Source organism: Carboxydothermus pertinax (assembly GCF_001950255.1).
GTDB lineage: Bacteria > Bacillota > Z-2901 > Carboxydothermales > Carboxydothermaceae > Carboxydothermus > Carboxydothermus pertinax.
The window spans coordinates 1-15,589 of sequence record NZ_BDJK01000005.1 but is presented as its reverse complement, the minus strand read 5'-3'; the positions used below and the strand labels follow the sequence as shown (position 1 = coordinate 15,589).

Here is a 15,589-nt window from a genome sequence, read left to right as displayed (position 1 = left end):
GCTGCAGTTAATGTAGTCTTACCATGGTCAACGTGGCCGATGGTTCCAATGTTTACGTGGGGTTTTACCCGCTCAAATTTTGCTTTCGCCATTTTTTATTCCTCCTTTTTACTTACCCTGTCTTTTTTGTATTATTTGGTCAGCCAGATTTTTGGGCACCTCTTCATAATGAGAGAAGTGCATCGTATAAGTTCCCCGTCCTTGAGTCTTAGACCGCAGGTCAGTCGCATAACCAAACATTTCAGCTAAAGGTACATAGCCCCGAACAACCTGCATATTATTCCGGGCTTCCATTCCTTCTATCCGTCCCCGGCGGGAGTTCAAGTCGCCAATAACCTCACCCATATATTCCTCGGGAACGACCACTTCTACTTTCATAATGGGCTCTAAAAGCACCGGATTGGCTTTTAAAACCGCTTGTTTTGCCGCCATCGAACCGGCAATCTTAAACGCCATTTCCGAAGAGTCAACTTCATGGTAACTTCCATCAAACAACGTTACCCGAACATCAATAACCGGATATCCTGCTAATACACCTGATTCTAGCGCTTCTCGGACACCAGCATCTACAGCGGGAATGTATTCCTTGGGAATTACGCCACCAACAATTTTGTTAACAAACTCATAGCCTTTACCCGCTTCCAGCGGTTCAATTTCAATCCACACATGACCGTACTGGCCTCGTCCACCGGTCTGCCGAATGTACTTCCCTTCCACTTTGGCAGTGCCGCGAACGGTCTCTTTGTATGCAACCTGTGGTTTACCCACATTAGCTTCTACTTTAAATTCCCGCATTAAACGGTCCACAATAATTTCTAAATGGAGCTCACCCATTCCGGCAATAATGGTCTGTCCCGTTTCCTGATCCGTCCACATTCTAAAGGTGGGGTCTTCTTCAGCTAAACGCTGGAGAGCAATACTCATTTTTTCTTGGTCCTGTTTCGTCTTGGGTTCAATAGCCACGTTAATAACCGGCTCCGGGAATTCCATTGATTCTAAAACAATAGGATGCTTTTCATCGCAAATGGTATCTCCCGTGTGGGTATCTTTTAATCCAACCGCTGCCGCAATATCACCGGAACATACTTCATCAATTTCTTCCCGATGGTTAGCATGCATCCGTAATAAGCGACCAATCCGCTCTTTCTTCCCTTTGGTTGAGTTTAAAACGTAGGAACCGGACTTTAAGACGCCGGAATAAACCCTAAAGAAGGTGAGCTTACCCACATAAGGGTCAGCCATAATTTTAAACGCCAGAGCGGAGAACGGTTCAGAGTCGCTTGCAATCCTGGTGTCTTCACTACCGGTTTCCGGGTTAATTCCTTTAACTGCCGGAATATCCACCGGTGAAGGTAAATAGTAAACAATTGCATCTAGTAACGGCTGAACCCCTTTATTTTTAAAGGAAGAACCACAAAGCACCGGAACCACTTTAACAGCAATGGTAGCTTTTCTTAGACCGGCACGAATTTCTTCAGCGGTGAGTTCTTCACCGTCTAAATATTTTAGCATTAATTCTTCATCTGCTTCCGCCGCCGCTTCCAGTACTTTTTCCCGGTATTCGGCAACCATATCAAGCATATCTGCCGGAATTTCTGCTTCGGCAAGTTGAGTACCTAAATCATCGGTATAAATTATTGCCTTATTCTCAATTAAATCTACAATCCCCTGGAAGGTATCTTCACTACCAATGGGCAGCTGAATCGGCACCGGATTGGCTCCCAAACGCTCTTTAATCTGTTTTACTACTTCAAAGAAATTCGCACCCATCCGGTCCATTTTGTTCACATACGCAATTCTTGGAACACCATATTTATCAGCCTGACGCCAGACGGTTTCCGATTGCGGTTCCACACCACCTACAGCGCAAAACACCGCCACCGCACCGTCTAAAACCCTAAGCGACCTTTCAACTTCCACGGTAAAGTCCACGTGGCCGGGCGTATCAATGATGTTAATTCTATGATTTTTCCAGAAGCATGTGGTCGCCGCAGAGGTTATAGTTATACCTCGCTCCTGCTCCTGAACCATCCAGTCCATAGTAGCAGCACCATCATGCACTTCGCCCATTTTATGCACTTTACCGGTATAGAAGAGAATACGCTCGGTAGTAGTTGTTTTGCCGGCGTCAATATGAGCCATAATCCCGATGTTTCTTGTACGCTCCAACGGGTATTCTCTTGGCACGTCGTATTCCCTCCTTTACCATCTGTAATGGGCAAACGCCTTATTGGCCTCCGCCATTTTATGAGTATCTTCTTTTTTCTTCACCGCTGCACCAACACCATTAGCAGCATCCATAATTTCCGCCGCCAGTTTTTCCTCCATGCTGCGGCCACTTCTTTCCCGGGCATAATTAACAATCCAGCGAAGCGCCAAGGATTGCCGCCGCTCCGGGCGTACTTCCATGGGTACCTGATAGTTGGCACCACCAACCCGCCGCGGCCGCACTTCCACCACCGGCATGACATTTTTCATCGCTTCTTCAAAAACTTCCAGCGGATCTTTACCGGTCTTTTCCCGGATTATCTCAAAGGCTCGATAGCAAATTTTTTCAGCTAAACTTTTTTTGCCATCAACCATTGTTTTATTAATTAACTTAGTAACAAGTTTGCTGCCATATACCGGATCCGGTAAAACATCCCGTTTCGGCACAGGTCCTCTTCTGGGCATTTTCTTCCCCCCTTTACAAGGTTTCTTTCCAAAACTTTTTTTACTTCTTGGTCTTCGGCCGTTTTGTCCCGTACTTGGAACGACCTTGATTTCGGTTTTGCACTCCAGCACAGTCAAGCGCTCCCCGAACAATGTGGTATCTAACACCAGGTAAGTCTTTAACCCGGCCCCCTCTTACTAGCACCACCGAGTGTTCTTGTAAATTATGGCCAATACCACCGATATATGCAGTAACTTCAACACCATTGGTTAAGCGAACACGGGCTACTTTTCTTAAAGCTGAGTTTGGCTTCTTTGGAGTTGTGGTGTAAACCCTGGTACAAACACCCCGCTTTTGCGGACAACCCTTCAGCGCCGGAGCACTGGACTTAACGGTAACTTTTTCTCTACCTTTCTTTACTAGCTGATTAATCGTTGGCATTTGTTACACCTCCTTCCCCGGATCTAAAATTGCAGCACAGGCACATCCTACAGCAATACCGCAGCTTTTTCCCAGACTTTCCATTGTATCCACGGCTTCTACTGGTACATCTTTTTCTTTGCAGAGAGCTAATACCGGGTCAGTCACCCGCTTCTCTGCATCTAAGGCAATAAATACTTTCCTAACTTTCCCTTTCTGGAGGGCCTTTATTGTTTGTTTGGTGCCAACCGTTTTATTTTTTGCTTCGGTAATCTCGGAAAGCGGCACAATACTCCCTCCCGCCTGTTAACACACTTTTATATGATAACATCTTGATAAATCCTTGTCAATTCATCTAAATTTTTACCAGGAACAGCATACATTAAAATTATGTTAATTTTTTCGGGGCCGAGGAATCCCGGCCCCTTTTTTAATCTTCACTTTTGGCCTGGACCATAATGTTACGGTAACGGGACATTCCAGTACCCGCCGGTATTAGTTTACCAATAATAACGTTTTCTTTAAGACCTAAAAGTGGATCCACCTTACCTTTAATAGCCGCTTCGGTAAGCACCCTGGTAGTTTCCTGGAACGACGCTGCCGATAAGAACGAGTCGGTAGCTAGGGATGCTTTTGTTATACCTAAAAGCACCCGCTTTGCTGTAGCAGGCTGGCCACCTTTGGCAACAACTTTGGTATTTTCATCTTCAAATTCAAAAATATCCACAAGGCTTCCTGGTAACAGATCAGTATCACCCGACTCTTCAATTTTTACTTTTCTTAGCATTTGCCGGATAACCACTTCAATATGCTTGTCGTTAATCTCAACCCCCTGCATCCGGTAAACTTTCTGTACTTCCTGCAAGAGGTAAAGCTGGGCTCCTTCAATGCCTTTAACTTTAATTAAGTCGTGGGGATTAATTGGTCCTTCGGTTAATTCATCACCGGCATAAACTTTATCTCCGGTTTGGACTTTTATTCTGGCCTGGTAAGTTATTGGATAAACCTGGCGTTCGCCGGTTTCCGGATTCACCACTTCAATTTCCCGGCGGCCCTTATTATCTCTAACTTCTACTACCCCGTCAATTTCGGTGATAATTGCCTGCCCTTTGGGGCGTCTTGCCTCAAATAGCTCTTCAACCCGCGGTAAACCCTGGGTGATGTCCTCACCAGCAACCCCTCCCGTATGGAAGGTCCGCATGGTAAGCTGGGTACCCGGTTCACCAATACTTTGAGCCGCAATTATCCCTACCGCTTCGCCAATGTCCACTATCTTATTGGTAGCAAGGTTTCGCCCGTAACACCTGGTGCAAACTCCGTGCCTGGTCCGGCAGGTTAAAACAGAACGGATTTTTACTTTTTCGACCTTTGCTGCCGCAATACTCTCGGCAATTTCTTCGGTAATTTCCTGATTTTTAGCAACTAAAATTTCACCGGTTGCAGGATGTATTACGTCTTCGGCAGCAATTCTTCCTAAAATCCTATCTTCAAGTTTTTCAATAATATCAGTACCATCTTTAATGTCGGTTACATAAATTCCGTCTTCCGTTCCACAATCTTCTTCCCGTACAATCACATCCTGACAAACGTCCACTAAGCGTCGGGTCAAATAACCGGAGTCAGCAGTTCTAAGAGCGGTATCGGCTAAGCCTTTCCGAGCACCGTGGGTTGAAATGAAGTATTCTAATACGGTTAAGCCTTCCCGGAAGTTAGCTTTAATTGGCAGGTCGATAATCCTACCCGAAGGGTCAGCCATTAAGCCCCGCATCCCTGCCAGTTGCCGAATCTGCTGGATGTTACCCCTAGCACCGGATTTTGCCATCATATAAACATGGTTAAATTGAGAAGCTTCTAGGGTTTCCACCAGCTTTTTGGTAACTTTATCGGTAGCTGCATTCCAGATATCCACTACTTTCTGGTAACGCTCATCTTCGGTAATTAATCCCCGGCGGTATTTATTTTCAATGTCAGCCACCATCCGGTCAGCCTCTTCCAGGATTTCCTGCTTTTCTTTAGGTACGGTGATATCCACTACCCCGATGGTAAGTCCGGCTTTATTGGCATAATGGAAGCCAAGTTTCTTAAGGCCATCCAACAAGTGTCCGGTCTTTTCGTAGCCAAGCTTTCGGTAAGATTCGGTAACAATCTTACCCAAGCCTTTTTTATCCACCAGGTGATTAATAAACCTTAACTCTTCCGGAATTACTTCGTTAAAGATAATCCGCCCAGGAGTAGTTTCAAGCTCAACCCATTCACCTCCAATAGGATAACGAACTTTTATCCTGGAGTGAAGTTCAAGAACCCCACTTTCGTACGCCATAATGACTTCTTCAGGATGGGCAAATTTCTTACCTTCCCCTTTTGCTCCAGGTTTTTCGACCGTAAGGTAGTAACTTCCAATAACCATGTCCTGAGTCGGTACAACCACCGGCTTTCCGTCTTTGGGGTTTAAGATGTTGTGAGAAGCAAGCATTAAAAGCCGAGCTTCCGCCTGGGCTTCCGCCGAGAGAGGTACGTGGACTGCCATTTGGTCACCGTCAAAGTCAGCGTTGTAAGCAGTGCAAACTAGCGGGTGAATTTGAATTGCCCGACCTTCTACCAGCACCGGCTCAAACGCCTGAATACCTAAACGGTGCAAAGTTGGCGCCCGGTTTAAAAGTACCGGGTGTTCTTTAATTACTTCTTCTAATACGTCCCATACCTCTGGTTTTACCCTTTCCACCATGCGTTTTGCACTTTTAATATTATGGGCAATGCCGTCGGCTACAAGCTTCTTCATGACAAAAGGTTTAAAAAGCTCTAAGGCCATTTCTTTAGGAAGACCACACTGGTGGAGCTTTAATTCGGGGCCTACTACGATAACTGAACGGCCCGAATAGTCTACCCTTTTACCTAAAAGGTTCTGTCTAAACCGTCCCTGTTTACCTTTTAACATATCGGAAAGAGATTTTAACGGACGGTTCCCCGGACCGGTAACCGGACGGCCGCGGCGGCCGTTATCAATTAATGCATCTACCGCTTCCTGCAACATCCGTTTTTCGTTACGGACAATGATATCCGGAGCTCCCAGTTCTAGAAGTCTTTTTAGGCGGTTATTCCGGTTAATCACCCGCCGATATAAATCATTAAGGTCCGAGGTAGCAAAGCGTCCTCCATCCAACTGTACCATTGGCCGTAATTCCGGTGGAATTACCGGAATAACATCTAAAATCATCCATTCCGGCCGGTTACCGGATTTTCTAAACGACTCTACCACTTCTAAACGACGAAGAGCCCGAATCCTGCGCTGGCCGGTCGATTCTTTTATTTCAGCCTTAAGTTCTAAAGCTAATTCATCTAAATCAATTTCTGCTAAAAGCTCTTTTATAGCTTCAGCTCCCATTCCTGCTTTAAATTCATTACCGTATTTTTCCCTGGCTTCCCGGTACTCAGTTTCCGTTAAAGTTTGCTTTTTAAGAAGAGGCGTTTCCCCGGGATCAATAACAATGTATGATACAAAGTACAGAACTTTTTCCAAAGAGCGCGGGGACATATCCAGTAAAAGCCCCATGCGACTTGGAATCCCTTTAAAATACCAGATGTGTGAAACTGGAGCGGCAAGCTCTATATGTCCTAGCCGCTCCCGCCGGACTTTAGAACGGGTAACTTCAACCCCGCAGCGGTCACACACTACCCCTTTATAGCGCACCCGTTTATATTTGCCGCAGTGACATTCCCAGTCTTTCGTTGGGCCAAAAATCCTTTCGCAGAAAAGTCCATCCCTTTCGGGCTTTAAGGTGCGGTAATTTATGGTTTCCGGCTTTTTAACTTCTCCATGGGACCAGGCCCGGATTTGATCCGGTGAGGCAAGGCCAATCTTAATCCGCTCAAAATTATTTAAAACCAGCAAGGAGCTTCTCTCCTTTCATAATTTAATCCACCAGGTCACCGTCAAAGTCATCATTAATCTCATAATCCGTTTCTACTTCTTCTTCATAATAATCGTTTTTCACTTCTTCCCGGTCGGCTATACTTGCCGCTAAACCATATTCTTCCGCTTTTTCCCCAATGTCGTCATCAATTTCTTTAATTTCTACTTCTTCGTCATTTTCGGTAAGAACTTTTACGTCCAATCCTAAGCTTTGCAGTTCTTTAATTAGTACTTTAAAGGACTCCGGTACTCCTGGCTCGGGAATATTTTCCCCTTTGACAATTGCTTCGTAGGTTTTTACCCGGCCAACCACGTCATCGGACTTAACGGTAAGGATTTCCTGGAGGGTATAAGCAGCACCGTAAGCTTCCAGTGCCCACACCTCCATTTCTCCAAACCTTTGACCGCCAAACTGGGCTTTACCACCCAGCGGTTGTTGGGTAACCAGGGAGTAGGGACCGGTAGAACGGGCGTGTATTTTATCATCCACCAGGTGAGCAAGTTTTAACATATAAACATAACCTACCGTTACCCGGCTATCAAACGGTTCGCCGGTACGCCCATCCCTTACCTCAATCTTACCATCTTCCGGCAGACCAGCTTTTTTCAGGGCAGCAAAAATATCTTCTTCATTAGCCCCATTAAAGATTGGGGTTGCTACGGTTATTCCCAGGGCTTTCGCCGCCCAGCCTAAGTGGCACTCCAGAATCTGCCCGATATTCATCCGGGAAGGAACTCCCAGCGGGTTTAAAACTATTTCCACCGGTGTACCATCGGGTAAAAAAGGCATATCTTCTTCGGGAAGAATTCGGGCTACAACCCCCTTATTACCGTGCCGTCCGGCCATTTTATCCCCCACTGAGATTTTCCGCTTTTGGGCGATATAAACCCGAACCAGCATATTTACCCCTGGAGGCAACTCGTCCCCGTTTTCCCGGGAAAAGACTTTTACATCTACAACTTTTCCAGCTTCTCCGTGGGGAACGCGCAGGGAAGTATCCCGCACTTCCCGGGCTTTTTCGCCAAAGATGGCCCGTAAAAGCCGTTCTTCGGCGGTAAGTTCCGTTTCTCCTTTAGGAGTAACTTTACCCACCAGAATATCGCCAGGACGAACTTCGGCACCTACCCGGATAATTCCCCGTTCATCTAAATCTTTTAAGGCATCTTCCCCCACGTTAGGGATATCCCGGGTAATTTCTTCCGGACCTAATTTTGTATCCCTGGCATCACATTCGTATTCCTCAATGTGAATAGAAGTAAAAACATCCTCTTTGACAAGCTTTTCACTAATTAAAATAGCATCCTCGTAGTTATAACCTTCCCAGGGCATGTAAGCTGCTAAAACATTTCGTCCCAGGGCCAGTTCACCATAATCGGTGGACGGTCCATCGGCAATAATTTGGTCTTTTTCCACTCGTTCACCTTTAGTAACGATTGGTTTTTGATTGATACAAGTACCCTGGTTGGATCGTTCAAATTTAATTAACTTATAACGGTCAATTTTCCCTTGATCATTTCGTATAACAATTTCATCAGCAGTAACCCGTTCCACTATGCCCGGGTTTTTCGCCAGCACAACCACGCCGGAATCTTTAGCAGCTTTATATTCGATTCCCGTACCCACTACCGGTGCTTCGGTCCGGATTAAAGGCACAGCCTGACGTTGCATGTTTGCACCCATTAGCGCCCGGTTGGCATCATCATGTTCTAGGAAAGGAATTAAAGAAGTCGCTACCGAAAAAACCTGTTTTGGGGAAACGTCAACATAATCAACCTTTGAAGGCTCCACATGAAGAATATCGTGACCATGCCGAGCATTTACCATTTCTTCTAAAAACTTTCCCTCGGGCGAAAGCTTAACGTTGGCCTGGGCAATAACGTACTTTTCTTCTTCATCGGCAGTTAAATAGACAATTTCATTGGTAACAATGCCCCGTTCTTTATCCACTTTGCGGTAAGGAGTTTCTATAAAGCCAAATTCATTGACCCGGGCATAAGTTGTAAGGTTACCAATTAAGCCAATGTTTGGGCCTTCCGGAGTTTCAATGGGACACATCCGCCCGTAATGGGAATGGTGAACGTCGCGCACCTCAAAACCAGCCCGCTCCCGGGAAAGGCCTCCCGGTCCTAAAGCTGACAGCCGCCGTTTGTGGGTAAGCTCTGCCAACGGATTAGTTTGATCCATAAATTGGGACAACTGGCTTGAGCCAAAGAACTCTTTAATAGCTGCCACTATGGGCCTTATATTTATTAAAACTTGCGGAGTCAGGGAATCGGCATCCTGAATGGTCATCCGTTCCCGAACCACCCGCTCCATCCGGGCTAAACCAATACGAAACTGGTTTTGTAAAAGTTCCCCTACCGACCGAAGTCTTCGGTTACCCAAATGGTCAATATCGTCCACTTTTCCTTCGCCTCTTAAAAGGCCTAAAAGGTAACGGATGGTGTAAATTATATCTTCATTAGTAAGTTCCCGGATAAACTCCCTTTTCACCGGGACGTAATCATTTAAATATTTATCGTATTCTTTTTCACCGTTTTCATCGAGATAACGGTACAATACCCCATGGTTTAACTTTTTAAACAACTTATAGCGACCAACATTACCTAAATCATACCGCTTTGGATCAAAAAACAAGGAATCTAAAAGAGTTTTAGCGCTCTCTACTGTAGGCGGTTCACCCGGACGAAGCTTTTTATATATTTCAATTAACGCTTCTTCCCGGGAATCGGTATTGTCCCGGTCTAAAGTCGCAGTAATCTTGTCATCGTGGTCAAAAAGCTCTCCAATCCTTCCTTTTGATTCGTACCCAATAGCCTTTAAGAGTACAGTAGCAGGAAGTTTTCGGGTGCGGTCAATCCTCACATATATATGGTCATTAACATCGGTTTCAAATTCCAGCCAAGCTCCCCGGTTAGGGATAATAGTTGCTAGATACATTTTTTTACCGTTAGGGTCCACCTGTTCGGAAAAATAAACCCCCGGTGAGCGCACCATTTGACTTATGACTACCCGTTCAGCTCCGTTAAAGATAAAAGTTCCTTTTTCAGTCATTAAGGGGAAGTCCCCCATGAACACATCCTGTTCTTTAATTTCACCGGTCTCTTTGTTAATAAGCCTTACTTTCACTCTTAGAGGGGCAGAATATGTAAAATCCCGTTCTTTGCACTCCTCCACCGAGTATTTGGGCTTGCCTAGCTGGTAATCTAAAAACTCCAGCGACAAATTACCGGTAAAATCGGTAATCGGAGATATTTCCCGGAATACTTCCCTTAACCCCTCATCTAAAAACCACTGATAAGATTTTTTCTGAATCTCGATGAGGTAAGGAAGTTCCAGGATTTCGGGGAATTTTGCATAGCTGTAACGTACTTTTTTCCCGACCTGAACCGGTATCATTTAAATTATCACCCCTCAAAAAAAGTTAAAAAACCAAAAAGGTAAAAAGGCAAAAAGAACCCCCCTTGCCTTCCTACCTATAATTTTTAAGGCAATACAGCTTTTTACCATATTTTATCCGAAGCCACAAGATATTATCCATCCTCCAATTAAATTTACAAGATGGCATTTTTAAATGATATCACAAGCCTTTATCCCTGTCAATACCCAGAAAGTATAAAAATAGGGACAGTCCCTATAAAGAACCGTCCCTACTTTACTACTTTACGGTTTTGGAGGAGCTATTTTTCCTGCCTTTAAATCTTCAATTACCGCATTTACTTTATCTTTTACATCCTGCGGAACCTCGTTGGTCCAATCCATTTCAAGTACCCCTTCGGCCCAGCCCTGGCTGTAGCCTTTCGGTTCAAGCTTCCCGGCTACAAACTGCTCCACCACCCACTTAAATAAGTTAGGAGTTTTGTAGAGAACACTTGCAATAACTGTCCCTGGAGCTACCTCGTTTTGGGGAGCAATATAGCCAATTGCTTTAACTCCCTTGGTCTTTGCCGCTTCAATACTGCCTAGTCCTACCTGGTTGGCTGTACAGAACAAAACATCGGCCCCGCTTTCTGCCATTGCTAAAGCTGTTTCCTTCCCTTTTTGGATATCTTCCCAGGAGTTAACGTAAGTTTTCATAACTTTAATCGAAGGGTCCACCGCTTTAGCAGCATTTTCAAACGCATCAAGGGTACCTTTAATTACTGGAAAGGGGAAGGAGCCGATAGCCCCCAGCTTTTTGGTTTTAGTAGTAAGGGCCGCAATGGTTCCAGCAACATAGCCACCTTCCCATTCCCGGATACCTATACCACCAATATTGGGAGCTTTGCCCTGGTCACTGTTAATTACCATGAAAAAAGTTTTGGGATACTGGGGAGCTACTTTGTTTACCGCATCGGTAAATTGTACCCCGTGGGCAAAGACCAGGTCATAGCCTTTTTCGCCGTAATCCCTTAAAGTTGCTTCAAAATCCGCTTGTTGAACGTTTTCAATATACTCCATGTCAATGCCCAGGTCTTTTTTCACCAGCTGCAATCCAGCATAGGCGGTGGCGTTCCATCCCTGATCATTAATGGGACCAGGGAGCACTAAAGCAATCTTATACTTTTTTGCTTTCCCTTCCTTTTTTGGCTCCTCCTTTTGGCCACATCCGGTAAGGCCAAAAATAAGCGCAACCATTAAAAGTACTGCTACTAAAGAAAGAACCTTTTTCTTCATCTTTTTCCTCCTTTTTGTTTTTTATTTGTTTTGGCCCTAAAAGCCAAATTTTAATTCTTTTCATATACCTTACCTAAAGCCGCCGGTGCTGTCGTTTTGCCCACAAGGCCACTCATAGCTAGTACCGTTACCAGATAAGGTAGCATTAAAAACCATTGATAAGGTATTCCAGTCCCCGCCGCTTGCAACCGAATCTGCAGCGCATCGGCTAAACCAAAAACCAGTGACGCAGCTAAAATTCCCAAAGGTTTCCATTTGCCAAAAATTACAGCCGCCACCGCAATAAAACCTCGCCCGGAAACCATGTTGTCGACAAACATGTTAAACTGCCCTAAAGAAAGAAATGCTCCTGCAACTCCCGCTAAAACTCCGGAGATTAAAACACATAAGTAGCGGATTTTTATTACATTAATGCCAACGGTATCGGCAGCTTTGGGGTGTTCGCCCACGGTTCGGATTGTCAAACCCCAGGAAGTACGGTACAGAATGATTGAAACTATCGGCACCAGTAAAAATGCTAAATATACCAAGATGTTTTGCTGAAAGAAAATTGGTCCTAATACCGGTAGATCTTTTAGTACAGGTAACGCTAAGGGCTTAAAAGCGTTGACCGTTACCGGTGTGGTGGTAATCCCAAATTTAGCTCGAAAGATAAAACTGGTAAGCCCAACACTTAAAATATTTACCGCAATCCCGGTAACCACATGGTCAACCCCTAGACTTACTGTCATGTAAGCATGGATTAAAGCTAAAAGCATCCCGCCAACTATCGCAAATCCAATACCTATCCATGGACTCCCCGTCATATACGATCCAATTACCCCAAAGAGAGCCCCGGTTAACATCATCCCTTCAAGACCAATGTTTATAACCCCAGAACGTTCGGAAAACATCCCCCCCAGGGCCGCCAATAAAATTGGTACAGATAAACGAATAGTAGCCGCAAGCAGGGTAATTAAAAATCCAATGGTTAAGATATGCTCCATTTAAGCCACCCCCTTGGCTTTTTTCCTCTGGTAGCGCCGGGCAAGAACTGTACCCCCCAGTAAGAAAAGGATAATTAAGCCCTGGATGATATACACAATGTTGGCTGGAACCCCCACCGAGCGCTGCATACTGTTAGCTCCAACCTGTAAAAGTCCAAACAATAGTGAGGCCAACACTACCCCGAAAGGTGTGGCCTGCCCCAATAACGCTACAGCAATGCCGTCAAAACCAACGCCTTTAGAAAAGTTATCAAGTAACCGGTGGTGAATTCCCCCCACTTCGGTAAACCCGGCAACCCCGGCCAAGGCGCCCGAGAGGGCTAACGCTAAAAACATTTTAGTTCGTACATCAATCCCGGCATATTCGGCCGCATGCAGATTTAGCCCTACCGCCCTTAATTCAAAGCCAAGCTTGGTTCGCCAGAGGATGATATAGACCAACACTGCAAACAAAAGAGCTATCAGAAATCCAAGATGCAAGCGGGTATTGGGTATTAGCACCGGCAAAAAAGCATTTTCTCCTATCATATCCGTTTGCGGATAAAAACCGGATTTTTCCCGCAAGGGTTTATCCACAAGGTAACTTAAAAAATAAACGGCCACATAGTTTAGCATAATGGTAATGATAATTTCTGAAGAGCCAAATACCGCCTTTAAAAGCCCGGGAATACCTCCCCAGATTGCCCCAGCCACTAGAGCTGCTAAAAGAGCAAGGGGAATTGCCATAAATGGCGATAAATGACCAAACTTTAAACCTACCACAACCGCCGCAATGGCCCCCACATACATCTGCCCTTCTGCCCCAATATTAAAAAGTCCAGTTCGGTAAGCAAAAGTAAAGGCTAGGCCAGTCATGATCAGCGGCACCGCTTTAACAAGTATTTCCGAAATCCCATAAAGAGAAGATAAATTACCAAACAGTAAAACAGCATAAGCTTCGAAGGGGTTAACGTTAATGCTAAAGAGGAGTATTGCCCCCAACATAAGCGCAGCTAAAATCGCCAGCACCGGTACAAGGAGGTTAATTGCCAAATCTTTTTTCATGTCTTAGGCCCCCTTTTTTTGTGAAATACCAGCCATCATTAACCCTATTTCACTAACATCGGGATTATCGTTTAAAACTTCCCCCATAATTTGTCCTTTGTATAATACGGCGATCCGGTCGGATAACGCCAGGATTTCCGAAAGTTCCGTAGAAATTAAAAGTACTGCGGCTCCTCGATCCCGCTCTTTAATGATTTGGCCATGGATATACTCAATAGCCCCAACATCAACCCCGCGAGTAGGCTGAACCGCTAACAATAATTGTGGTCTGCGGCTTATTTCACGAGCCACCACCACTTTTTGCTGATTACCCCCGGATAAAGTTCGCGCTGGTACTTCACTATGGGGTGTTTTAACTTTGTACTCATCCAACAACTGCATTGCCCGCTTTTTAATACTATCTAAATTTAAAAAGCCAAACTTTCCACACCAAGGCTCTTTGTAATAACTTTGAAGAATTATATTTTCAGTTAAAGTAAAATCTAAAATTAACCCCCTTTTATGGCGATCTTCAGGAATATGTCCTAATCCTTTTTCGGTAATTCTGCGTGGCTTTAATCCTGTTATCGGTTTACCATTTAGCAAAATTTCCCCGGAAACCGGCCTAATTAGCCCTGCAATAACTTCTGCCAGCTCCGTTTGACCATTACCGTCCACTCCTGCAATGCCAAGAATCTCCCCACTTCGGACATAAAGGGACAAACCGTTTAGGGCAATTAATCCCCGCTGATTTCTTACTACCAAATCTCTTATTTCTAAAACAACGGGCCCCGGTTGACAAGGAGACTTGGCGGGAATAAAATTAACCTCCCGTCCAACCATAAGCTCGGCTAATAGTTTTTCGTTAGCTTCTTTAGTATTTAAGGTTCGAATAACCTGACCATCGCGTAAGACAGTTACTCGATCGGATACTTCTAAAACTTCATTTAACTTGTGGGTAATTAAAATGATTGACATGCCTTCACTGGAGAGCTTTTTCAAGGTAGCGAAAAGTTCTCTTACTTCCTGCGGCGTCAATACTGCGGTAGGTTCGTCCATGATGAGAAGTTTAGCTTTGCGGTATAACGCTTTTACTATTTCCACCCGTTGTTGGGCACCAACAGATAAGTCCTGTACTAAAGCATCCGGATCCACTTCCAAGCCATAATGCTGGGCTATTTCCATAACTTTATTGCGGTGATAAATACGATTATAAAATATTCCCCGATCCCCCGGGAGCCCCATAATAATATTGTCCAAAACGGTATGTACAGGAATGAGCATAAAATGCTGATGAATCATTCCGATACCAGCCCGGATTGCATCCTTGGCAGAATCATAACTTACTTTTTGCCCATTAAAATAAATTTCACCGGCATCCGCCCGGTATAGTCCATATAAAACATTCATTAATGTTGTTTTTCCTGCTCCATTTTCTCCCAAAAGAGCATGGATTTCTCCCGGATAAACTTCAAAATTAACATTACAGTTGGCAACTACTCCTGGAAAGGTTTTGGTAATATTTATCATCTTTAGTATAGGCTGCATTTATAATCCTCCCTTAATCATATACCCAAACCTTATTAAAGGTCTTTATATAGTTTTACTGTTAATTAATAAGCCTCACCCAAACCACCTCCTAAAAATTTAGCCTCTTAAAAAATTGAGACCTTGACAAAGGGCGGTGCCTGAGCATTCACCAGAGGGCTTCATTGCCCATAAAAGCCAAAAAGCCTTTTGGTCCACTCTCCAAAAGGCTTCATTGCTAAACGATGCAACACTGCACCTTATTTAATAATAGTTTCCCATTAGTTTTCTTAAATGTCAATTCACGATCTTTAGGTATACTGTAGATAGGCCAGAGAATCGTTCACAATATTTTTTTAAGCTAAAACAGGCATTGAAAAAGGTGGGTATCCCTCGGGTATTATTAAAGTGGG

Annotated in this window: 10 protein-coding genes and 1 pseudogene; all 11 read right to left on the bottom strand. The window is 44.5% G+C overall.

Annotation, left to right across the window (positions count from 1 at the left end; genetic code table 11):
- On the bottom strand, positions 1–92 hold a 92-nt coding region (locus cpu_RS01395), incomplete at its 3' end, for a GTP-binding protein (RefSeq protein WP_200800619.1).
- A gap of 16 nt (positions 93–108) precedes the next feature.
- Positions 109–2,187: an elongation factor G gene (gene fusA / locus cpu_RS01390; protein ID WP_075858210.1), complete on the bottom strand. Its 2,079-nt coding sequence runs from the start codon at positions 2,185–2,187 to the stop codon at positions 109–111.
- 15 nt (positions 2,188–2,202) lie between these two features.
- A complete protein-coding gene (rpsG, locus tag cpu_RS01385; protein ID WP_075858209.1) occupies positions 2,203–2,673 on the bottom strand; it encodes a 30S ribosomal protein S7 in 471 nt (156 codons plus the stop codon).
- Positions 2,674–2,713: 40 nt separating this feature from the next.
- Positions 2,714–3,094 (bottom strand): 30S ribosomal protein S12, encoded by a 381-nt coding sequence (gene rpsL / locus cpu_RS01380; protein WP_075858208.1) that lies wholly within the window; start codon positions 3,092–3,094, stop codon positions 2,714–2,716.
- Positions 3,095–3,097: 3 nt separating this feature from the next.
- On the bottom strand, positions 3,098–3,361 hold the full coding sequence (locus cpu_RS01375; RefSeq protein ID WP_075858207.1) for a ribosomal L7Ae/L30e/S12e/Gadd45 family protein: 264 nt from the start codon (positions 3,359–3,361) through the stop codon (positions 3,098–3,100).
- A gap of 142 nt (positions 3,362–3,503) precedes the next feature.
- On the bottom strand, positions 3,504–6,962 hold the full coding sequence (gene rpoC, locus cpu_RS01370) for a DNA-directed RNA polymerase subunit beta' (RefSeq protein WP_075858206.1): 3,459 nt from the start codon (positions 6,960–6,962) through the stop codon (positions 3,504–3,506).
- 160 nt (positions 6,963–7,122) lie between these two features.
- Positions 7,123–10,383, bottom strand: a pseudogene (rpoB, locus tag cpu_RS01365) (DNA-directed RNA polymerase subunit beta); the annotation flags it as partial.
- A 264-nt stretch (positions 10,384–10,647) separates the two neighbouring features.
- On the bottom strand, positions 10,648–11,640 hold the full coding sequence (locus cpu_RS01360; protein ID WP_075858204.1) for a BMP family protein: 993 nt from the start codon (positions 11,638–11,640) through the stop codon (positions 10,648–10,650).
- Between the two features lie 50 nt (positions 11,641–11,690).
- Positions 11,691–12,626, bottom strand: coding sequence for an ABC transporter permease (locus cpu_RS01355; protein ID WP_075858203.1), 936 nt, complete (start codon positions 12,624–12,626; stop codon positions 11,691–11,693).
- The gene (locus tag cpu_RS01350; RefSeq protein WP_075858202.1) at positions 12,627–13,670 is read right to left on the bottom strand and encodes an ABC transporter permease; all 1,044 of its coding nucleotides are present in this window, start codon (positions 13,668–13,670) and stop codon (positions 12,627–12,629) included.
- A gap of 3 nt (positions 13,671–13,673) precedes the next feature.
- A complete protein-coding gene (locus cpu_RS01345; RefSeq protein ID WP_075858201.1) occupies positions 13,674–15,197 on the bottom strand; it encodes an ABC transporter ATP-binding protein in 1,524 nt (507 codons plus the stop codon).
- Positions 15,198–15,589: the final 392 nt, after the last annotated feature.

Bases quoted from the DNA above. Each gene is read 5' to 3' on its own strand.
- rpsG (WP_075858209.1), bottom strand. From the start codon at position 2,673: ATGCCCAGAAGAGGACCTGTGCCGAAACGGGATGTTTTACCGGATCCG.
- rpsL (WP_075858208.1), bottom strand. From the start codon at position 3,094: ATGCCAACGATTAATCAGCTAGTAAAGAAAGGTAGAGAAAAAGTTACC.
- cpu_RS01360 (WP_075858204.1), bottom strand. From the start codon at position 11,640: ATGAAGAAAAAGGTTCTTTCTTTAGTAGCAGTACTTTTAATGGTTGCG.
- cpu_RS01355 (WP_075858203.1), bottom strand. From the start codon at position 12,626: ATGGAGCATATCTTAACCATTGGATTTTTAATTACCCTGCTTGCGGCT.
- cpu_RS01350 (WP_075858202.1), bottom strand. From the start codon at position 13,670: ATGAAAAAAGATTTGGCAATTAACCTCCTTGTACCGGTGCTGGCGATT.
- cpu_RS01345 (WP_075858201.1), bottom strand. From the start codon at position 15,197: ATGCAGCCTATACTAAAGATGATAAATATTACCAAAACCTTTCCAGGA.